The following is a 20,696-nucleotide window of genomic DNA, read 5'->3' as shown; positions in this document are numbered from 1 at the left end:
TCCGCCTCCTTACATACCCAACTTTTCAAAGATCTTATTGAGTTTCTCTTCCAAGGTTGCGGCAGTGAAAGGTTTCACTACATAACCACTGGCACCGGCTTGCGCTGCTGCAATAATATTCTCTTTTTTAGCTTCGGCAGTGACCATCAAAACCGGCAGAGAACTCAGAGCACCATCAGCACGGATTGTTTTCAACAGGTCCAAGCCATCCATATTCGGCATATTCCAGTCAGAAACCACAAAATCAAAACCACCCGTTCGTAATTTATTCAATGCGTCAACGCCATCTTCGGCTTCATCCACATTGTTAAAACCCAGCTCTTTCAGCAGGTTTCGGACAATACGACGCATGGTCGAAAAATCGTCTACCACCAAAAATCTGAGATTCTTATCCGCCATACCCACTCCTAAAGTTTGTTGCTCACCGCTGAGCGATTAACGACCAAAACTGATTTACATCTGATCTATCCCCAAAGACATTGGGGTTGCAGCAAGGACAAAGAGGATTAGATTCGTAGGGCTTGGCCACTACTAATCTGCGCCAACATCCGCTGGCTAATCTGATTCAAATCCAGCACTTCATTCACACCGCCCATGCCAATGGCTTCACGCGGCATACCGAACACCACACAACTGGCTTCGTTTTGGGCGATGGTATAAGCCCCTGCCCGATGCATTTCCAGTAACCCGGCCGCACCGTCATTGCCCATCCCGGTCAGAATCACCCCCACCGCATTTCGCCCTGCATACTGCGCCACCGAGCGAAATAACACATCAACCGAGGGGCGATGACGATTCACCGCTGGGCCGTCATGGATGCGCACCTGATAGTTTGCCCCACTGCGCGCCAGTTCCATGTGCCGATCACCGGGTGCAATGTAGGCGTGTCCGGGCAATACACGTTCACCGTCTTCTGCCTCTTTCACCGTAATCTGGCACAATTTATTGAGTCGCTCGGCAAATGAACGGGTAAAACCCGGTGGCATATGCTGAGTAATCAATAGCGCCGGACTGGTTGGCGGCAAAGGCTGTAACACAGTACGGATTGCCTCAGTTCCCCCCGTCGATGCCCCAATGGCGATGAGCTTTTCACTGCTGAGCAGCGGGGTATGAGTCAGCATCACCGGCGCATGTTCCGGACCTCGTTGTGGCAAGCGCGCTTTAGCGGCGGTGCGAATTTTCTCCGCAATCAGCTCACTGTAAGCCAGCATCCCCTCGCGGATGCCCAACTGGGGTTTGGTGACGAAATCGATCGCCCCTAACTCCAGCGCCCGCATGGTGATCTCGGAGTTCTTCCCGGTTAAGGATGAGACCATCACCACCGGCATTGGCCGCAACCGCATCAGTTTCTCAAGAAAATCCAAGCCATCCATGCGCGGCATTTCAACATCGAGTGTCAAAACCTGCGGATTGAATTTTTTGATCAAATCGCGGGCGACCAACGGATCAGGTGCCGCAGCAACCATCTCCATATCGGGGTGACTGTTGATAATCTCTGTCATTAGCTGGCGCATCAATGCAGAATCATCAACGCACAATACTCTGATTTTACTCATCACCTCTCCTTGGTCAGTCCATAAACGGTCTGCCCGCGCAAATAGAATTCCCGACTAATTTGACTGAAATTCTCCGAGTGACCCGCAAACATTAGGCCGCCGGGTTTTAGCAAAGGGACAAAGCGGCGCAGGATGCGTTCCTGCGTCTCTTTATCAAAATAGATCATCACGTTACGGCAAAAAATAGCATCAAATTGTCCCGGTAACGCCCAGTCGGGGGCCAATAGATTGAGTTGCTGGAACTGAATCATATTGGCTAATTCAGGGCGCACCCGCACCATACCCTGATGAGGGCCAGTGCCACGCAAGAAGTAGCGTTGCATCTGTTGTGCCGACAATGATCTCAGCTCATCCTGCCGATAGACGCCGCTGGTCGCTTTCTCCAGCACTTGCGTATCAATATCACTGGCCATCACCTGACAAGCACCCGCCCGATTTCCCAGCGCATCACTTAATGTCATGGCGATGGAGTAAGGCTCTTCACCGGTCGATGCCGCCGTGCTCCATACCGAATAATTCCCTGATCGCTGGCGAGCATGTTCGGCCAGAATCGGGAAGTGGTGCGCCTCACGGAAAAACGCCGTCAGGTTGGTGGTCAGTGCATTCACAAATGCCTGCCACTCGGCACTGTTCGGGTCACTCTCCAGCAAAGCAAGGTATTGACCAAAATCGTTAATATCCAGCAATCTCAACCGCCTGACCAAGCGGTTATAGACCATTTCCCGTTTGTGATCGGCCAGTACAATCCCGGCTCGTTGGTAGATAAGTTGGCAAATGCGCCGGAAGTGAACATCCGACAGCGGGAGCCGTTGAATCATCTGGGTCAGGATCGACCCAGACTCTAGGGGTGATGGCTGAGCAACTTGATTTAAAGACGATGGTTTCATCGATGATGATTTCATCCAGCCTCCCCCGACAACACAGTCTTGGTTACGTCATTTGACAATCTGGGATTTCCTTTGCGACCGTTGCTTTTACAACAGATTGCTTACTACTGCCTTGCCCCTCCCCGCTGTCGCTATCTTGCTCCAAACGAAAAACAGACACTGCATTGGAGAGCCGACTTGCCTGCTCTTCCAGTGCATTAGCCGCAGCCGCAGCCTCTTCCACTAATGCGGCGTTTTGCTGAGTGACCTGATCCATCTGTGTTACCGCGAGTGAAACCTGCTCAATACCTCGGCTTTGTTCATCCGAGGCGGAAGCGATTTCACCCATAATGTCGGTAACCCGAGTCACTGAGCGAACGATCTCTTCCATGGTAGTACCCGCATTTTCAACCAGTGTGGACCCCTGGCTAACACGGCTGACCGATTCATCGATCAGCACTTTAATCTCTTTTGCTGCCTGCGCACTGCGCTGGGCCAGATTCCGCACTTCGCCTGCAACAACCGCAAAGCCCCGCCCCTGCTCACCCGCACGTGCGGCTTCAACGGCGGCATTCAACGCCAAAATATTGGTTTGGAAGGCGATACCATCAATGACGCTGGTAATAGCACCAATCTTCTTCGAACTGGTCGCGATGTCATGCATAGTGGTGACAACACTGCTGGTCAACTCGCCCCCTTTGGCGGCGGTTCCCGATGCATCTTGCGCCAACTGTGTTGCCTGACGCGCATTATCCGCATTCTGTTTCACGGTTGCGGTCAGTTGCTCCATGCTGGCGGCGGTTTGCTCCAGTGAGGCAGCTTGTTGCTCCGTCCTCGCGGACAAATCATTGTTGCCAGCAGAAATTTCTTGAATCCCCGTCAGCATCGATTCTGTCCCGTCGCGAACGTGGCTCACCGTGCTGATCAGTGAATGCTGCATGGTGCGCAAGCTGGCAAACATCTGGCTAATTTCATTGCGGCCGGAGACAGTAATCTGCGCGGAGAGATCCCCCTGCGCGATGCGGTCGAAATGGGCGCGCATAATCTTCAGCGGGGTCACAAACATGGTGCGCAACCAGATCAGTGAAGAGAACGCCATCAGAATCACCATCAAAATCGCGCCACCAAATATCCACATGGAGAGATGGTAAGCCTGCTGATTCTGGGTGCCTGCCTCGGCAATCACCTCATTGGCATATTGCAAATACTGCAAAAAATCCGCTTCGAACAGATCCTGTGTTTTCTGGGTGGGCTGGTCCATAAAACCTTGTAAATTGCCGGCCTCCAGAAAATCGATTAATTGCCGTAATGAGACACGTAAATTTTGATAGCTGTTTTTGGTGGCATCTAACAACTCACCCCCGGTGTCACTCTCATCAAGACGCGGCACCGCCAGAAACTGATTAAAATAGAGATCCGCTTTCTGCAATGAACTGCGCGCATTGCCCATTAACGCGTTGACTTGCTCCTGAGGAACTTTGAGAGCCGAGCGCGTCCCCGCTCGGTTTAAGGTATTACGCGCCTGAAGCAAGGATACCCAACTGAGGCTTAATGCATCCCGTTGCTGACTGCTGAGATCCACACGATTTAAATTTTGGTAGTCTGAACGAAAAGCCGTAAATGACAGACCACTTGAAATTAACTGTATCGAGCAGATCAAGATGAGTAACAGGAAAAAGCTGGTAGAAATCCGGATTCGGCCAAACATCGTAACCTCTTCTCAGCCAGCTCGTTGGCCGGCTTTATCTATCCCCGTCATATTTCAAGCTGCATGTGCGTTGGCTGCCTTCGTTCACCCCAGTCACTGACTCATGTAAGCTCCTGGGGACTCGCTCAGTTGCCGCCTTCCTGCAACTCGAATTATTTAGGGTATTGTTTTGTGTAGGGGGGACTAGAAAGTTTCCCAATTATCTTGCAGGTCACTTCCTAGTGTTTTTTTCGCAGTCCCGCTCGTATCCTGTGTCGGCTGCTTTGTTTTTCTCACATTTCTTGTGCTACTACCGTTATCCATACGCAAAACGAATACGGACATGGATTGGGTCAACATACTGGCTTGCTCTTCCAGTGCCGCGGCGGCAGAAGCAGACTCTTCCACCAAAGAGGCGTTTTGCTGAGTCACACGGTCCATCTCGGTCACCGCCTGACCGACCTGATCGATACCGCGACTCTGTTCATCAGAGGCGGAAGCGATTTCACCCATGATGTCCGTGACGCGCGTGACGGCATTAACGATATCGCCCATGGTTTCACCCGCGCTTTCAACCAGCACGGACCCCATATCGACACGGTTAACAGAGTCTTCGATCAAGCCCTTAATCTCTTTTGCTGCTTGTGCGCTACGTTGTGCCAGATTGCGCACTTCACCCGCGACCACAGCAAAGCCACGGCCTTGCTCGCCCGCACGAGCCGCTTCAACGGCGGCGTTCAATGCCAGAATATTGGTTTGGAAGGCAATACCGTCGATAACACTAGTAATATCGGCGATTTTCTGCGAACTGCCCGCAATCTCGTGCATGGTTTGCACCACGTTGGCGACGACTTTGCCACCTTTTTGCGCGGTTTCTGAGGCACTCAGTGCCAGTTGGCTTGCCTGACGGGCATTTTCCGCATTCTGTTTCACGGTGGCCGTTAACTGCTCCATGCTGGCCGCCGTCTCTTCCAGTGAAGCGGCCTGCTGTTCGGTGCGCGCCGAGAGATCGTTGTTGCCAGCAGCAATTTCAGATGCACCGCTGTAGATGGCATCAGCGCCTAAACGCACGTCATTGACGGTGGTCGCCAATTCAGACTGCATGTGTTTCAAGCTGGCTGCCAAGGTGCCCATCTCATTGCGGCTATGCACGTCGATGTTCTGAGTCAAATCACCATTGGCGATATGTTTGATGTGCTCAATCAGGTGTTTCAGCGGATTAATTAAGATGTGTTGCATACCCAACCACACCACGATAATCACGGCTAATACGGCGATCAGTACGGCAACAATCACCCCCATCGCAAAGCTGAAGGACTGATTGCTGTCTTCCACGGCAGTGGCATACAGACGGTCGTTTTGTGTCAAGTAAGTGTTGTAATCTTTCTCAAACGCATTTTGGAAGCTGGAGGTGGGTTGATCGAAGAACTCGTTGATCTTGCCCGCTTCCATCAATTGGATTAGTTCAGTCAATGCGCCAAAATATTGGTCATAGGTCTGTTTTAATTTCGTCGCTGATTCCGCATCTTGTTGGCTATCCAGCGGAATTTGTTCGTACTGCTTAAAACGGTCTGCCGCCACACCCAATGTGCCTTTGGCTGAAGCCAAAAGGTCATTGACCGTCGGGCCACTGCCGGTGTGATTGACATCCATCATGTAGCGGATACCAGCGCGGTTCAGTGTATTGCGTGTTTGCAGTAGATTTACCCAGCTTTCATTCAACACCGATTGTTGCTGACGGATCACTTGTAAAACAGCGAAGTTCTCTTTGTCATTTTTTAGGGAGTTGAAGAAAAGCCCGCTGGAGACCAGCTGTAAGGCACCAAATAGCACTAACACCAGCAGCAGGCTGGTGACCACTTTCATACGCTTAAACATGTTGTTCCTTCATAAGTACATCAAAACATGAGTATATCAAATACGGGTACGTCAAATGACAAGACGCCTAATTAACTGTGTTATCGGCATCTCGGGGGGGAACTTTACTGGGGAGGGGGATTATTTTAAGGGGATGTTAATGGCAAGGTTTTGAATTGTTTTTGACCTTAAGCGCAATCGGGAATATTACCGACAAAGATTGCAGGCCGAATGAGCCGCATGGACGCGGCGAAAGGGGCTGTCGAGCTGGGAGCGAGTCAGCTCCGGTTCGATTAGCCGGCAAACTGCCGGAGGGCACTGCGGCAGCAGTCATATTTCGCGCAAGCCGCAGGTGCAGGAGGGCCGGCTTGCCCTCCTGCTCGGTTGAGGTGGCGGAGATCAGGTGATCACTGAATGAATATCAACCGAAACCCGATCCGATCCCATCCCATCAAGTAATCCTCTTACCCTTACCCCTTCGCCACTGCATCAATCAACGACATCTCTTCACTACTCAACAACTTCTCGATATCCACCAAAATCAGCATCCTTTCGCCAAGAGAACCTAAGCCCGTCAGGTACTCCGTCGCCAAAGTGACCGCAAACTCAGGTGCCGGGCGGATTTGCTCATGGGTCAATGACAACACATCAGACACGCCATCAACCACAATACCAACCACGCGCTGATCCAGATTCAGCACAATCACCACGGTATTTTCGTTATAGCTCACGCCTTTTTGGGCAAATTTAACCCGCAAGTCAATAATAGGCACGATGACGCCACGCAAGTTAGTGACACCCTTAATAAAAGCGGGGGTGTTAGCAATACGAGTCACCTGATCGTAACCTCGGATCTCTTGCACTTTCAGAATATCAATGCCGTACTCTTCATCGCCCAGCGTAAAAATCAGGAACTCTTGTCCTACCGTTTCGCCAGCCAGCTTCGTGACGGTTGCTAGTCCTGCCATGTGTTTACCCTTCAATCAGTAGGTTGAATTTATGTTTTTTTTCAGGGCCGAGAACTACATCCACGGCCCTGCACCTGTTTACATATGGATTCCATACAGGCGCTATATAGGGATATTTGCTATGCGACGGCGATATCTTCAACCGCAACACGCTTTTCCCGGTTTAGAGCCTGCAAAGCTGACACATCAACAATTAATGCCACACTGCCATCACCCAATATGGTCGCGGCTGAAATTCCTGGCACCTTCCGGTAGTTACTTTCCAGATTTTTCACCACCACCTGATGCTGACCAATTAGCTGATCGACTAGCAGAGCGTAACGACGACCGGCACTTTGCAGAATCACCACAATGCCCTGAGTGGCTTCAGTTTTAGCATTTTCTACATCGAAGACGCGGTACAGCTCCACCAGAGGCAGATACTCGCCGCGCACTTGTAAGACGCGCTCACCGCCCGCGAGTGGGTGCAGATCTTCAGCCAGAGGTTGCAGCGACTCCATGACGGCGTTCAGTGGTAAGATGAAGACTTCATCACTGACCTTTACCGACATGCCATCAAGAATAGCCAGCGTCAATGGCAGCAAGATGCGGATCGAGGTGCCAAGACCTGCTTGGAAACTGACTTGCACATGGCCGCCCATCTCCTGAATATTTCGCTTAACCACATCCATCCCGACACCACGGCCAGAAACATCAGTCACTTGCTCGGCGGTGGAGAAACCCGGTGCAAAAATCAGCATCCCGACATCTTCATCGCTCATATGCTCATTGACCGCCATCCCTTGAGACTGCGCTTTCGCCAAGATTTTCTGTCGATTAAGCCCTGACCCATCATCAAGCACTTCGATGCAGATATTGCCGCCCTGATGCTCTGCTGACAGTGTCAGATTGCCCACTGGCTGTTTACCGGCAGCAATACGGGTTGCTGCATCTTCAATGCCGTGATCCAGACTGTTACGCACCAAATGGGTTAATGGATCGATAATGCGCTCGATCAGGCTTTTATCCAGTTCGGTCGAACTCCCCAACAGGGTCAGTTCAACCTGCTTATTGAGTTTGCTCGCCAAGTCACGCACCAACCGAGGGAAGCGGCTGAAGACATACTCCATCGGCATCATACGGATGGACATCACTGACTCTTGCAGGTCACGCGCATTGCGTTCCAACTGCCCCATGCTATTGAGCAAGTCACCGTTAATTACCGGGTCAAGGATGCTGGAGCGCTGTGCCAGCATGGATTGGGTGATAACCAATTCACCCACCAAGTTAATTAGTTGATCAACTTTCTCAACTGCCACGCGGATACTGGTGGATTCACTGGCTTTCGCTTTCGGCTTCACATGCTCTGGGCTGACTGCTGCGGCAACAGCATCCACTTTAGGTGCAGTTTTGACGTCAGCAACCGGTGCAACGGCGGCTTGAGGTTCAACGATGGCAACAGCAGCATCTGCTTCTGGCGCTAGCTCTAACTCCGCCTGTACAAAACTAATTTGTTCTGGTTCCAGCACAAAGCAGAGTACCGCGCTGATATCATCCTCACTGACCGAGGTAATCAAGGTCGCTTCAAGGCTATCCGCACTTTGATGCGGATCTTTGACTTCGCCCAGATTGCCCAGCTCTTCCAGCATCAGCGGGATCTCTTGCTCTTTCAGACCAGACAGACGAATGCGCATTCCCCCCTGAACCAGAGCCGGTGACTTGCCGCTGGCTTTCGCTTCAACGGCTGCCGCACCACTGCCCTGCGCGGCGGCGGGGACACTGCCACCCGTCTGTTGTTCTAAGGCTTCAAGTGCCAATTGGCGCAGTGCGTGGCAGATATACTCAAAGCTTTCCGCATTGGGTTCCTGCGAGGTTTTGTAGGCGTCCAACTGTTCTTGCATAATATCTTTCGTTTCCAAAAACAGGTTGATGATATCAGTGCTCAGGCGCATCTCGTCGCGACGGGCACCATCCAACAGGTTTTCCAACAGATGGGTGGTTTCTTGCAATACCGTAAAGCCAAAGGTTGCAGCCCCACCTTTGATTGAGTGAGCCGCACGGAAAATGGCGTTAAGTTGTTCATTGTCTGGTGCCAGCGGGTCCAGCAATAACAAGTGCTGTTCCATATCCGCCAGCAGTTCATCTGCTTCATCAAAAAACGTCTGATAAAACGCGGTAATATCCATGCTCACGGTGTCACCTCTACTGTGCGTCGCGGCTTGTCGGAGAGACCGGTGCATGACTTGCAGGTGCCGCAGGCAACGATGTCGTTGGCCCAGTGGCAACTGGAGTGATGTTCCCCGTGCTCGATTGTGGTGTTTGTGGTGCTGTCGTTGGTGATGCTGTCTCTGGCGATACCACGGCTTTCACAGGATCATCCGGTGCGGCCTTTGCCGGTTGTGGCGCAGGGGTTGAACTTACCGCAGCCGAGCCAGTTGCTGCCGGTTGCCCAGTGGATGTAGCCGTCACTGCTGGCGCTGGCGGTGTCGTCGCCGTGACAGCTGATGCCGTAGCTGCTGATTTCGTGGCTGCTGATGTTGTTGTTGCTGCTGATGTTGCTACCGGCGCAGTACCACTGGTCTCAATCTGCTTCAAACTCTCCGCTTTTTCGATATCCAGCGCTCGGTTATCCAAATTCTCATGCTCAATATCATGTTGAGTCTGTTTGTTCAGCACCAAGATACTGATACGACGGTTGACCGGATCATCCGATGCCTGCTCTTTGAGGCGCATCGTCGAGGCCATGCCCACGACACGCAGCACTTTGCCCTCATCCAACCCCCCGATCAGCAATTCACGCCGTGAAGCATTGGCACGATCAGCCGAGAGTTCCCAGTTGCTATAACCCCTTTCGCCATTAGCATAAGGCAAGTCATCCGTGTGGCCGGACAGACTGATTTTATTCGGTATGTCATTCAGGATGGGAGCAATTGCACGCAAAATATCGCGCATATACGGCTCAACCTGTGCGCTCCCCATTTTGAACATAGGCCGATTTTGGCTATCAATAATCTGGATTCTCAGGCCTTCTTCCATCATGTTAATCAACAGATGTGGCCGCAGCGCCCTTAGTCTGGGGTCTGATTCGATGAGCTGATCCAGTTTTTCCCGTAATTTATTGAGGCGGTACTCCTCTCTGCGGCTCTCTTCAGAATCAATGTGCTTGCGCACCTCCCCCACTTGTTGGGTGGGGTCATCACCGCCCCCCGGAATGGGACTGGTGCTGGAACTGCTTTTATCGCCGCTGGTCAGCGCGACTTTCAATGGCGTACGAAAATAGTCGGCAATTTGCGTCAGCTCTTGCGGGCTGGAGACCGAGAGCAGCCACATCACCAGAAAGAAGGCCATCATGGCTGTCATAAAGTCAGCGTAAGCGATTTTCCATGATCCGCCATGGTGACCACCACCATGTTTGGCCTTGCGTTTTTTGACCAGAATAACGGGGTGGTTCTGATGCTTCATGCGTCCTCTTCTGTCGCTTGCGGTGCCGGAGCTTTCACTCTACGCACATGCTCTTCCAGCTCAATGAACGATGGGCGTTCCGTGGTGTAGAGCGTTTTACGACCAAACTCCACGGCAATTTGCGGCGCATATCCGTTCAGGCTGGACAGCAGTGTCACCTTGATGCACTGCATCATTTTGGTGGTTTCTGCACTCTGTTGACGTAACAAGGTCGCCAAAGGGGAGATAAATCCATAAGCCAACAAAATACCCAAGAACGTCCCCACCATTGCATGGGCAATTAACGCCCCAAGTTCTGCGGCAGGTCGGTCGGCGGAAGCCAAGGCGTGGACGACCCCCATCACCGCAGCAACAATCCCGAATGCGGGGAGAGAATCCCCCACCATCGCCAAGCTACCGGCGGGAACTTCGCACTCTTGCTCGTGAGTTTCGATCTCTTCATCCATCAATGCTTCGATTTCAAAAGCGTTCATATTTCCGCTGACAATTAACCGCAAATAGTCGGTAATAAATTCGACTAATAACTTATCGGCCAAAATTCTCGGATAATTAGAGAAAATTTCACTTTCGCGTGGATTTTCTATATCCCGTTCAAGTGACAACATTCCCTGCTGGCGGGATTTTGCTAATAAGCGGTACAGTAGCGCCATTAAGTCCATATATAGGACTTTGTTATATTTAGAGCGGCGCATCAATTTTGGCATTGCCTTCATTGTGGCTTTTATTGCTTTACCATTGTTACCCACAATAAATGCACCAATACCTGCCCCGCCGATAATTAAAAATTCAGCTGGCTGATAAAGTGCGCCAAGGTGACCACCAACAATTATGTAGCCACCAAAAACCGCACCTAAGACCACGATATAACCCAAAATAACTAACACGCGACATCCTTAGCAAAGTGTGTGGGTGGAAGGTGAGGCGTTAGCGCCCTTTGAGTGTGATGAATTGCCATTAACTGGCTACAGAAACGGTATCCATCCCGAGGCTGTAACCAAAAATTCAGACAAACCAAAGAAACTCAAACTGCGCGTCTAACCTGCTCATCCAGCAGTTGTGAAGTTATATCGGCAGATTGCGGAGAAAGTTTACGTTTTTTTACTGCGCGGGAAGGTGGCTGGCAGAGACTACAGACAAAGCCGTTTCGTGGCTGGTGTGCATGGGTGATAAAAGTCCCACCACAGCAGTTACAGCCAGAGAGCTGCAACATACCACTGTCAACGAATCGAACCAGCGTCCAAGCACGGGTTAACGCCAGTAATGGCGGGATTCCCGACTGATCAGGGCACTGTTCAAGATAGAGACGATAAGCCTTAATAACGGCCTCGACACCGGTGCATTGTCCGCTTTTTAGCAAGAAGCTATAGGCGTTATAAAACATCGATGAGTGAATATTTTGTTCCCAAGTCATAAACCAATCGGTCGAAAACGGTAACATTCCTTTCGGTGGCGGGCTGCCTCTCAGCTCTTTGTAGAGCTTAATTAAACGCCCCCGGCTAAGTTGCGTTTCACTTTCCAGCATCTGTAAACGCGCACCTAAAGTTATCAACTCCATTGCCAAATGAATGTCTTTGGCTTCCTGGACAATACTTTTCTCAACCATCTGTCATGCTCTTTTCTTAGGCGCACTACCGTCTTTTAACGATAGTTCGTGGAGTAAGTGGCTCGACAATAAAATTCCTGTGTGTATTTGCTGCAAGTCATCCACACGAGACTCTTTCGTCAGATGATGAATAGTATTGTGATCACTGAAACGGAAATGGCAGACTAATTGGTTAGTCTCGGCCAATTTAACCATTTGCGGTAACGTTAACTGTGATAATGCATCGGCCATGCTGTCAGTAATACCCAAGCGAAACATCGCTGAGGCTTTCTCATCGTTAATTAACCGCTGCGCTAAGAGCAAATATGACAAATTAATATCATAAATATGTTTGAGTAATTCAGACGTACTCATTTTAGACATCCCGACTGATTATGTTTTAAAACATAAGTTGGATGATAGTATTCTTCACCCAAGACCTGGGATCCTTCCCGTTATACAGTTAATTAGAACCTATAGAGCTAAAAGTAATTGAAGCCTACTGGTGTTACGTTACAAAAATACCGTTAGGGTATGAAACAACATGTCGTAGGTTTGGCCGCTAGATTTTGTGCTGCTCTGATAATGCGCCTGCGTCATGAAACTTTTCTTACAAATTATTAGGATTATTCCTAAAGAGGCCCAACTCTACTCCCGAATCGTTAGCACATACAATGTGACTAGTGATTCATTTTAAATGTAATGTGACATAGATCACAAAAATAAAATAAAAAGTTGCTACTCATCGCCATAATCGTTCAATTACTGACCACATGCGTGCTCAAAAAATAGCCAGAAGTCAGAAAAGAGCTAAAAAACTAAGGATATAGGCCCAATTCTTACTGTTTTTAGATCAATTCGAACAAATGCATTCCTAAAACAAAATAGCAGAACATAAATCTGTCATAACCCGAAATTATTAGCATTAAGGGCTACCAAGTCACTTAATTACTCGGTAAGGCTATAAGTTACCTAGTGAAACTATTTTGTTTTAACGAATATTTATGCGATTACGAGAATTGCCGTTTGTCGTTCGTTTATTAACCAATCGACCTTTTAGCGTTAAAAAGATCGACATCACGTATTAATAAAGGCAACAGAGGTAACCGCATGTTTCACTCTCGCTTATTCGGACACATTTTCATCAGCCCCGTATCCAACTTTGGTTCATATCCCTATTTTTGCAAGGGGGTTGTGAACAAAATGTAAGATAATCTAATTAATAATGTTTGAGCTATAAGTTCATCGTATGACTCGCTGACTATAAAGTAAATTAACCATCTGAAATAAAAGAAATTTTCCTATGACAATAGCCAAATGTGATTAGCATCCCATTTATGTAATGTGTGATCCCCTAATCTTTAATCAATAGTCGTGCTGATGGGAGCGTAATAATGGGATACCGCAATGTTCTGGTCGCCGTTGCCCTTTCACCCGAAAGCCAACAATTAGTCGATAAAGCCGTTTCTATCGTCCGGCCCTATGACGGCAAGGTTTCGCTAATAACATTGACAACAGAACCAGAAATGTACAGTAGCTATGCGGCCCCGATGCTTGGTGATTTGCGGTCGGTGTTGCAAGAAGAAGCGCAGTTATTTATGGAGGAATTGGCGATGAATGCGGACTATCCCATAGAGAACCGGAGAGTGGTTCATGGCGAGTTCGCTGATAGTCTGGCTTACTGTTGCCAGCAGCAGCACATTGATTTGGTTATCTGTGGCAACCACAGCACCCGTCTAATGAATAAATTCTCTTGCTCAGCGGCCCGATTGATTAACACCAGCACAGTAGATGTCCTGATCGTCCCACTTTGATTAACTCACCCACGACACGAATCGTCATCATTCCGGGGCCAACTGGCCCCGGACGTACTCATATCACATGGTGTTATACCAACAGAAATCTCTTTAGAACCACTTGCCGAAGCGCCGGATATAGAACTGTTTCATCAGTTGCGCAACAACACAGTAACTGATCAGTGTCCCTGCCAACCATGGGAAGTATTCCCATGGTAGCGGCACTAAACCGACCAACGTCCCCAGTGGTGAAAACGGAATATAGATGCCGATGGCCATGATTAGCCCCGTCGTCAGCAGCACAGGCAACGCAGCGGTACTTTGAATAAACGGAATCTTTTGTGTCCGCAGCATATGAACAACCAACGTCTGTGACAGCAAACCTTCAATAAACCAGCCTGACTGGAACAAAGCCTGATGCTCGACACTGTTAGCGGCAAAAACAAACCACATCAATGCAAAGGTTGTAATATCAAAAATGGACGAAGTTGGCCCAATCCAGATCATAAAGCGGCCAATATTTTTAGCATCCCACTTACGCGGTTTACGTAAAAACTCTTTGTCCATCTTATCCCACGGCAGTGAAAGCTGGGAAATGTCATACATCAGGTTTTGTAACAGTAGATGGATAGCAAGCATCGGTAAGAATGGAATAAATGCACTGGCAACTAATACCGAGAACACATTGCCGAAATTAGAGCTGGCTGTCATATTCAGATACTTGATGATATTTCCGAAGGTTTCACGCCCAATAATGACCCCTTCTTCGAGCACCATCAGGTTCTTTTCCAACAAAATAATATCTGCCGACTCTTTGGCAATATCAGTGCCGGTATCGACCGAGATCCCGACATCCGCATCACGCAGTGCCGGAGCATCATTGATACCATCCCCAAGAAAACCAACGGTATGCCCATTGCTTTGTAGCATTTTCAGCACCCGGGATTTCTGCAATGACGTCAGCTTGGTAAACACCGTGCGCAACTCCACTTCACGCGCCAGTGTTTCATCATCCATCTCTTCAATTTCACGCCCACTCAGCGGCTCGCCCGGCTCCAGCCCAACATCACGGCAGATTTTTGCTGTAATAATCGGGTTATCCCCCGTTAACACTTTGACGGCAACGCCGTTTTCGCGCAACGCAGTGATCGCGGCCTCGGCGCTCTCTTTCGGTGGATCGAGGAATGTCAGCAGCCCTTGTACAACCAGATCACGTTCATCATCAATATTTAACGGCAACTCACTGGCTTGAGTTCCTAGCTCACGGGTCGCCAGCAGTAACACACGAAAACCGTCTTCATTATATTGCGTGGCTAACGCCAGTAATTCGGCTCGGCGGCTATCATCCAAAGGGAAAATTTCACTCCCCTCGCGGACTTGTGTACAGATGCTTAGCATCTCCTCCACTGCCCCTTTACAGATTAGGCGCTGGTGCTGCTGCTCATCTTTTACCACGATCGACAAGCGGCGGCGGATGAAATCAAAGGGCAACTCATCCACTTTATTAAAGCCGCGCAGCGCATCGATCTCGGGTTTGCCTCGGCTAAACTTGATGACCGCCTGATCCATCAGATTGCGCATACCACTTTGGTGGAAACTGTTGAGCCACGCCAATTGCAATACTTTCTGGTCGTTACTGCCACTGGCATCTAAATGGTGTTCAAGAATGATACGATCCTGTGTCAATGTGCCGGTTTTATCCGTGCATAATACATCCATCGCCCCAAAGTTTTGTATTGCGTTCAGTCTCTTAACCACAACTTTTCGGCGCGACATCGCAATTGCGCCCTTCGCTAGATTAGAACTGACAATCATCGGCAACATTTCAGGGGTCAACCCGACTGCCACCGCCAATGCAAACAGCGCCGCTTCGGTCCAATCCCCTTTGGTAAAGCCATTAATCAGCAAGACAATGGGTACCATCACCAACATAAAGCGGATCAATAACCAACTGACACTGTTAACGCCGCGATCAAAAGCGGTTTGCGCGCGATTGCCCACAATCGACTTAGCAAGCGACCCGAAATAAGTATGCCCGCCAGTAGCAACGACCACGGCCATGGCAGTTCCGCTGGCAACATTAGTCCCCATCAGACAGATATTCGATAATTCAAGCAGTTCGCTCTCACTACTGGCATCGGCCTCGACTGATTTTGAGCTGATAGCCCCCATCGCATCATACTTTTCGATGGGTATGGCTTCTCCCGTCAGAATCGCCTGACTAATAAACAGATCTCTGGATTTAATCAACCGCAAATCAGCGGGGATCATATCTCCGGCGGATAATAGAATAATATCGCCCGGCACCAATTGCTTAATCGCAATTTCCTGTTTTGCCGGTTGCGCACTGTGGCTACTCCGGCGCAACACGGTCGCGGTGGTGCGCACCATGGATTTCAATGCTTCTGCGGCTTTATTGGTGCGGAACTCCTGCCAGAAACGTAATAGTCCGCTGATCAATACCATCGTGACAATAATACTGACACCAACCAGATCGGTCTCCTCGCCACTTTGTAATGGCAACCAATAGTCGGTAAAGAAACTGATTATCGCCAAAACCATCAAAACAAAAATAAACGGGTTATTAAATGCGGCCAGTAATTGACTCAAAGCCGGTGGTGCTTTCTCGTGGGCGACTTGATTGATGCCATATAACTCTAACCGCTCTCTGGCATCTTCTTCAGTCAGGCCATTTAGATTAGCATTCAATTTGGATAGAGTTTGATCCAAGCTATTTTTAGCCTCTAATGCAATAGTAAAAGGTTTCTTATTATTGCTTTGGCCTGTTGCTGTTTTTTTAAATTTGGTCATAACGCATCTCTTTTAATTCTGGGTGCACAGGGTTTATCCGCTCAATAAACTGAGAGGATAATGTGCTGAACTATTATTGCGCTGCCAACTCTACATTTAATTAGCAGCAGCTAATTAAGTTAACTCCGGGGTGATCGTCCATAACAACTCCTTACTACCACATGGGTCAGTGCTATTTGTTATTTTCTATTTATAACGTCTAATTTATACAACTTCACATTTATAATTTCTTACTGACTAAAGCAGAGATTATTTTCTTTAATGAGTTATAGTGGTAATTCAGATGCAATACGCCAATGAATAGAGCTAACACTGCGCTCCAAACTGACACGGCAAACAATACCTTCAATTTCTTTTTGCGCTGCGGGTGTTGCCACTATTTCAGCGCAAACTTCCAACTGGCCGGGCCTAGCAATATCGGCGCTACAAAGTGATTGCAACCGTAATGCCACGCCATTTAACGCCTGTAAAATTAGCGTGCGGACCAATATTTCATCCTCTGTACCACAGGTCACCTGAATTCGGTAGCGAACCTCTAAATCTACCGCTTGTTGCTGGGGTTGTAAGTTAATACGTTGGGCGGCTTCACGTAATAATATATTGGCGCACAGAATAACTGCGGTCGCAGCCACGGCATTCCAATACAATCCCAGCCCACAAAGCACACCAATACCCGCTGAACACCAAAGCGTCGCTGCGGTATTCAATCCTCGGATATTCATGCCTTCCCGCATAATAACGCCTGCCCCAAGGAAACCAATACCTGAAACAACTTGAGCAGCAATACGCCCAGGACTGTCCGGAGAAGTAGCATAAGAACTGAGAATAAATACCGCCGCACCGGTAGCGACCAATGCATTAGTACGTAAGCCCGCCATACGTTGACGCCATTGCCTTTCAGCACCAATTAACGCGCCGAGGCACATCGCCAATAATAAATTTATGACAAAAGGAGTTACTGCCATGATTCTCTCCATGATGTAATCATTGGTAGAATAATCATGTGCTATTTAGCACACAGGTTATTGTGCTGAGAGATATACCAAAGGTATGACTCAGCAAAAAGCTGTGTTTATGCCGGGAGGAAATAGTGCGTGGCTGTTAAATACCATAATAAAAACCCAAATTAATACCCTCGATAATTTCTCATCGAGTTAAAACATTATTGGGGTTGCACTGCTCAGAGAATAGAGAGAGGTGCTGCCCGCCATTTTTCGGCAAGCAACAAATCGGTAGGGAGATGAGTTAGCTTGCCTTGCTTATTTGACTACTACTTTGCGTATCCATTAGTTTCTCCACCTGATTTTTCCAAGAGTATAGTTGCGAGTGATAATTATGTAAAGCTTATATTCCTAAACAAAACCTAAACCAGCACAAGTGAATTAAATAATAGAATTAATACTTATAATATTAGGAGCGAATTAATTGCTTTGAATTATTGGATATTATCTCGGTGGATCTCACCACTGGAAAAGGCCACTACACAGTCGCTTCAATCCCCCTCCCCCCCCTGACTGCTCGGTAGCTTGCGAAAACTCACTATCAAGTCATTGACTCAATTACAGAAATGTAAGGAATCTTTAATCTAAACTGCGATCGTGATCTCATTTATAGCCCTAACTATTTTAGGGCCGTTGCCGATAGGTTCTTAAAGGATTGTTGGAGTTATTTTAAATATAGGGGTGGATTAATTTTAAGCAGCGATGCCTGCACCCAGAGTGGACAAAGTGCCCATGGACAAGGCTACAGCGTCAAGTTAGTAGGGTATAGCAGGCAAGGACCTTTCCTCGAGCGACTATAGAAACGGAACTGACAATGAAACGTGGAAGTACGCATCAGCCATTGGATAGAAAAATAACGCCAGAACAGAGTACAAACACGAAAGTATTGTTTGTTAATAACATGCGTCTGGTCACTCTGTTTATCGCCATTTTGGCGGGGATACTGCTCTTATTTGCAGCGGCAATTGGTACATCAGGCTACTTTTTAAAGCAGAGTAACCAATCACTTGAAGAAGCAACCCAAGAGCTGGATATCCGACTGGGTCTGTCAAATAGCTCAAATTACCTGCGCACAGCACGCCTTATTCTTATTCAAGCCGCATCATCGGCACGTATTGGTGATACCGAGGGTTACCAGCAGGGCTTAAAAAGTGCCGAAGGCTGGATTGCTCAGTCACAGCAAATGTTTGACCTCTACTATAACCGCCCAATTAAATCTGAAACCGACACCGCTCTGGATGGCCCGCTGAAAAAAGCCTATGAGCAGTATCGTGACGACGGGATGAAACTCATGCTCGACGCGACCAAAGAGGGGCATTTTGAAGAGGTTATCTCGCTGGAAGCAGAAAAACTCAATCAATTGGATAGTGCTTACAATGAGCCACTGCTAAAAGCGGTTAAATATCGCACTGAACGCGCCAACCAAATAAACCAGACCGCCCAGCAAGAAGCACGCCTTGGCTACCTACTAATGGGGGGGGCCTTTATTCTGGCGATTCTATTAACGTTGATCGCTTTTTTAGTGATCAGCAAGGTCATCATCAAGCCGATTAACTGGCTGGTAGAACGTATTCAGCGTATTGCGCAAGGTGATTTGACACAAATGCCCGTTGCCTTCGGCCGTAATGAGATCGGTGTGTTAGGCAACAATATTCAGCAAATGCAGGACTCATTATCCACCACGGTCGAAGCGGTCCGCAGCAGCGCTGAATCTATTTACCAAGGCTCCAGCGAAATTGCACTGGGTAATACGGATCTCTCGGCACGTACTGAGCAGCAAGCCGCCTCACTTGAACAGACTGCCGCCAGCATGGAGCAACTCACTGCAACCGTGAAACAGAATGCAGAGAATGCCCACCATGCCAGCCAACTGGCGGCTAATGCCTCGGCAAAAGCGGCTCAAGGTGGTGATATCGTTGATGATGTTGTCAACACTATGGACAAAATATCTCTCAGCTCAATGAAAATTGCTGAGATCACAAATGTTATTAATAGCATTGCTTTCCAAACTAATATTCTGGCATTGAATGCTGCGGTTGAAGCCGCCCGCGCAGGTGAGCAAGGCCGTGGTTTTGCTGTGGTTGCCAGCGAAGTTCGCAATTTGGCACAGCGCAGTGCCGATGCAGCTAAAGAGATTGAGCTATTGATTGAGGCATCAGTTGATCTTATTGGTGATGGGTCAATTTTGGTATCAGATGCAGGTAAAACAATGAGTGAGATCGTGACAGCAGTTACTCATGTTACTGATATTATGGGTGAAATAGCATCAGCTTCTGATGAGCAAAGCCGGGGTATCAGTCAGGTTGCGCAAGCGGTTTCAGAAATGGATAACGTCACGCAACAGAACGCCTCCTTGGTACAAGAAGCGTCAGCCGCTGCTGCATCTCTGGAACAGCAAGCTGAAGTACTGACGCAAGCTGTTGCCGTGTTCCATCTAAACGGCCATAACCCAGCATCTAAAGTGAAAACATCCGTTCCCACTTCAGCGCCCCAAAACAGTAAGGGCGTGAATAAGAAGTCAGGTGATGATTCGCTGAATTGGGAAACTTTCTGAGTGATCAGTAACTAATATTCAGCCAAACTAGGATTGATAACATCAAATAGCAAAACCGGAGGTAAGGCATACGCCCTCCTCCGGTTTTTTATTGTGAAGCGCAACACCCAATACTACTTGTGCAGTGGCTCGACAAAAGTGCCATCGTGGCTATCAATCTCATTAAAGAACCATACGCCTGCTGGATAATCTTCCAGTGAAACCAGATACATGACACCCTCACTAAACTGCTCTACCTCTAAAATAACCCCTTCTCGCCGTGGGCCGCCATCAGTTTTTACTGTCACCCGATCATTCACTTTCATGATATTACCTTCAATTAAATCAATGCCACTAGTGTATACCCAAAGTCGCTAGCGCTGCAGCTGAGACCCTCGTGGTCTCGTCTATCTAGGGTATATAGTACAGAAATAAGTGAGAATGATAAGGCTTACGCGTAAGCAACGGTGTGCTTTTAGTGAATTTCTTTGAGGGAACAGAGGTGCTTGTTGGTACAACATGTGGATTGAAGTCAGTCAGTTGAGCCAAATGAACGGCTAACCAGATCGGAAGAGGTTTGTAGCGGTGATTGCCGATA

Annotated in this window: 16 protein-coding genes; 2 read left to right on the top strand and 14 right to left on the bottom strand. The window is 48.6% G+C overall.

The window, feature by feature from the left end:
• Positions 1-9 precede the first annotated feature (9 nt).
• The 11 genes from cheY to flhD form a co-directional block, all read right to left on the bottom strand.
• Positions 10-399 carry a chemotaxis response regulator CheY gene (gene cheY / locus HRD69_RS13605; RefSeq protein ID WP_032815462.1) on the bottom strand — a complete coding sequence of 130 codons (390 nt, stop codon included), beginning with the start codon at positions 397-399 and terminating at the stop codon, positions 10-12.
• A gap of 107 nt (positions 400-506) precedes the next feature.
• A complete protein-coding gene (locus HRD69_RS13600) occupies positions 507-1,556 on the bottom strand; it encodes a protein-glutamate methylesterase/protein-glutamine glutaminase (RefSeq protein WP_004877496.1) in 1,050 nt (349 codons plus the stop codon).
• Complete coding sequence (cheR, locus tag HRD69_RS13595; RefSeq protein WP_032815469.1) at positions 1,556-2,374, bottom strand: protein-glutamate O-methyltransferase CheR; 819 nt, start codon at positions 2,372-2,374, stop codon at positions 1,556-1,558. The genes HRD69_RS13600 and cheR overlap by 1 nt, the downstream gene beginning before the upstream one ends.
• A gap of 112 nt (positions 2,375-2,486) precedes the next feature.
• A complete protein-coding gene (locus tag HRD69_RS13590) occupies positions 2,487-4,130 on the bottom strand; it encodes a methyl-accepting chemotaxis protein (protein ID WP_032815461.1) in 1,644 nt (547 codons plus the stop codon).
• Between the two features lie 183 nt (positions 4,131-4,313).
• Positions 4,314-5,987, bottom strand: a complete 1,674-nt coding sequence (locus HRD69_RS13585) for a methyl-accepting chemotaxis protein (RefSeq protein WP_032815677.1) — start codon at positions 5,985-5,987, stop codon at positions 4,314-4,316.
• Between the two features lie 449 nt (positions 5,988-6,436).
• Positions 6,437-6,934, bottom strand: coding sequence for a chemotaxis protein CheW (cheW, locus tag HRD69_RS13580; RefSeq protein WP_004873549.1), 498 nt, complete (start codon positions 6,932-6,934; stop codon positions 6,437-6,439).
• 119 nt (positions 6,935-7,053) lie between these two features.
• Complete coding sequence (cheA, locus tag HRD69_RS13575; RefSeq protein ID WP_004873550.1) at positions 7,054-9,099, bottom strand: chemotaxis protein CheA; 2,046 nt, start codon at positions 9,097-9,099, stop codon at positions 7,054-7,056.
• A 16-nt stretch (positions 9,100-9,115) separates the two neighbouring features.
• Entirely contained in the window at positions 9,116-10,375 is a 1,260-nt protein-coding gene (gene motB, locus HRD69_RS13570) for a flagellar motor protein MotB (RefSeq protein WP_032813039.1), read from the bottom strand.
• Positions 10,372-11,259, bottom strand: a complete 888-nt coding sequence (gene motA, locus HRD69_RS13565) for a flagellar motor stator protein MotA (protein ID WP_004873552.1) — start codon at positions 11,257-11,259, stop codon at positions 10,372-10,374. Before motA ends, motB begins: the two co-directional genes overlap by 4 nt.
• A 137-nt stretch (positions 11,260-11,396) precedes the next feature.
• Positions 11,397-11,978, bottom strand: a complete 582-nt coding sequence (gene flhC, locus HRD69_RS13560; protein ID WP_004873553.1) for a flagellar transcriptional regulator FlhC — start codon at positions 11,976-11,978, stop codon at positions 11,397-11,399.
• 3 nt (positions 11,979-11,981) lie between these two features.
• Positions 11,982-12,332: a flagellar transcriptional regulator FlhD gene (gene flhD / locus HRD69_RS13555; protein WP_032813040.1), complete on the bottom strand. Its 351-nt coding sequence runs from the start codon at positions 12,330-12,332 to the stop codon at positions 11,982-11,984.
• Positions 12,333-13,351: 1,019 nt separating this feature from the next.
• Between flhD and uspC the strand changes: the two genes are divergently transcribed.
• Complete coding sequence (uspC, locus tag HRD69_RS13550) at positions 13,352-13,771, top strand: universal stress protein UspC (protein WP_004873555.1); 420 nt, start codon at positions 13,352-13,354, stop codon at positions 13,769-13,771.
• A gap of 93 nt (positions 13,772-13,864) precedes the next feature.
• Here the strand turns inward: uspC and mgtA are convergent, their stop codons facing one another.
• Together mgtA and HRD69_RS13540 are read right to left on the bottom strand one after the other, a co-directional pair.
• Positions 13,865-16,564 (bottom strand): magnesium-translocating P-type ATPase, encoded by a 2,700-nt coding sequence (mgtA, locus tag HRD69_RS13545; protein WP_004873556.1) that lies wholly within the window; start codon positions 16,562-16,564, stop codon positions 13,865-13,867.
• Positions 16,565-16,830: 266 nt separating this feature from the next.
• Positions 16,831-17,529: an MgtC family protein gene (locus HRD69_RS13540; RefSeq protein WP_032813041.1), complete on the bottom strand. Its 699-nt coding sequence runs from the start codon at positions 17,527-17,529 to the stop codon at positions 16,831-16,833.
• 850 nt (positions 17,530-18,379) lie between these two features.
• Here HRD69_RS13540 and HRD69_RS13535 point away from each other — a divergent pair.
• Positions 18,380-20,119 (top strand): methyl-accepting chemotaxis protein, encoded by a 1,740-nt coding sequence (locus tag HRD69_RS13535; RefSeq protein ID WP_032813042.1) that lies wholly within the window; start codon positions 18,380-18,382, stop codon positions 20,117-20,119.
• A gap of 113 nt (positions 20,120-20,232) precedes the next feature.
• Here the strand turns inward: HRD69_RS13535 and dsrB are convergent, their stop codons facing one another.
• Positions 20,233-20,424 carry a protein DsrB gene (gene dsrB, locus HRD69_RS13530; protein ID WP_004873559.1) on the bottom strand — a complete coding sequence of 64 codons (192 nt, stop codon included), beginning with the start codon at positions 20,422-20,424 and terminating at the stop codon, positions 20,233-20,235.
• Positions 20,425-20,696: the final 272 nt, after the last annotated feature.

It is taken from the genome of Yersinia mollaretii ATCC 43969 (assembly GCF_013282725.1).
Taxonomy (GTDB): Bacteria; Pseudomonadota; Gammaproteobacteria; order Enterobacterales; family Enterobacteriaceae; genus Yersinia; species Yersinia mollaretii.
The sequence above is the reverse complement of the archived record's forward strand: the minus strand, read 5'-3'. Positions and strand labels throughout refer to the sequence as shown.

Excerpts from the sequence above, each read along its gene's own strand:
- cheY (WP_032815462.1), bottom strand. The coding sequence starts at position 399 with ATGGCGGATAAGAATCTCAGATTTTTGGTGGTAGACGATTTTTCGACC.
- HRD69_RS13600 (WP_004877496.1), bottom strand. The coding sequence starts at position 1,556 with ATGAGTAAAATCAGAGTATTGTGCGTTGATGATTCTGCATTGATGCGC.
- cheR (WP_032815469.1), bottom strand. The coding sequence starts at position 2,374 with ATGATTCAACGGCTCCCGCTGTCGGATGTTCACTTCCGGCGCATTTGC.
- HRD69_RS13590 (WP_032815461.1), bottom strand. The coding sequence starts at position 4,130 with ATGTTTGGCCGAATCCGGATTTCTACCAGCTTTTTCCTGTTACTCATC.
- HRD69_RS13585 (WP_032815677.1), bottom strand. The coding sequence starts at position 5,987 with ATGTTTAAGCGTATGAAAGTGGTCACCAGCCTGCTGCTGGTGTTAGTG.
- cheW (WP_004873549.1), bottom strand. The coding sequence starts at position 6,934 with ATGGCAGGACTAGCAACCGTCACGAAGCTGGCTGGCGAAACGGTAGGA.
- cheA (WP_004873550.1), bottom strand. The coding sequence starts at position 9,099 with ATGGATATTACCGCGTTTTATCAGACGTTTTTTGATGAAGCAGATGAA.
- motB (WP_032813039.1), bottom strand. The coding sequence starts at position 10,375 with ATGAAGCATCAGAACCACCCCGTTATTCTGGTCAAAAAACGCAAGGCC.
- flhC (WP_004873553.1), bottom strand. The coding sequence starts at position 11,978 with ATGGTTGAGAAAAGTATTGTCCAGGAAGCCAAAGACATTCATTTGGCA.
- flhD (WP_032813040.1), bottom strand. The coding sequence starts at position 12,332 with ATGAGTACGTCTGAATTACTCAAACATATTTATGATATTAATTTGTCA.
- uspC (WP_004873555.1), top strand. The coding sequence starts at position 13,352 with ATGGGATACCGCAATGTTCTGGTCGCCGTTGCCCTTTCACCCGAAAGC.
- mgtA (WP_004873556.1), bottom strand. The coding sequence starts at position 16,564 with ATGACCAAATTTAAAAAAACAGCAACAGGCCAAAGCAATAATAAGAAA.
- HRD69_RS13540 (WP_032813041.1), bottom strand. The coding sequence starts at position 17,529 with ATGGCAGTAACTCCTTTTGTCATAAATTTATTATTGGCGATGTGCCTC.
- HRD69_RS13535 (WP_032813042.1), top strand. The coding sequence starts at position 18,380 with ATGAAACGTGGAAGTACGCATCAGCCATTGGATAGAAAAATAACGCCA.
- dsrB (WP_004873559.1), bottom strand. The coding sequence starts at position 20,424 with ATGAAAGTGAATGATCGGGTGACAGTAAAAACTGATGGCGGCCCACGG.